The sequence below is a fragment of the Tritonibacter sp. SIMBA_163 genome (assembly GCF_046535935.1).
Taxonomy (GTDB): domain Bacteria; phylum Pseudomonadota; class Alphaproteobacteria; order Rhodobacterales; family Rhodobacteraceae; genus Epibacterium; species Epibacterium scottomollicae.
In genome coordinates, this window is the sequence record NZ_JAWJBP010001302.1 from 1 (window position 1) to 236 (window position 236).

Here is a 236-nt window from a genome sequence, read left to right on the forward strand (position 1 = left end):
CTTGCCACCCGAAATGAACCGCGAAGCTTGCGCGTAATCGACACCGCGGTCCAAAGCATCGATGAACAGTGGGATGGACTCAACGGAGTCCTTGCCATTGCCGTCGATGGTAATGATGCCCTCATACCCACGATCAAGCGCGTAAGCATAAGCCATTCGAAGCTGTGCCGACAGCTTGCCAGCCCCCGTCTTGGTCAAAAGCACCGACACGCCATTGGCGCGCAGCATGGCATGCT

At 57.2% G+C, this 236-nt stretch carries 1 pseudogene; it reads right to left on the reverse strand.

Annotation, left to right across the window (positions count from 1 at the left end):
- Window positions 1–236 (reverse strand): annotated as a pseudogene (locus R0J92_RS26510) (glycosyltransferase family 2 protein); the annotation flags it as partial.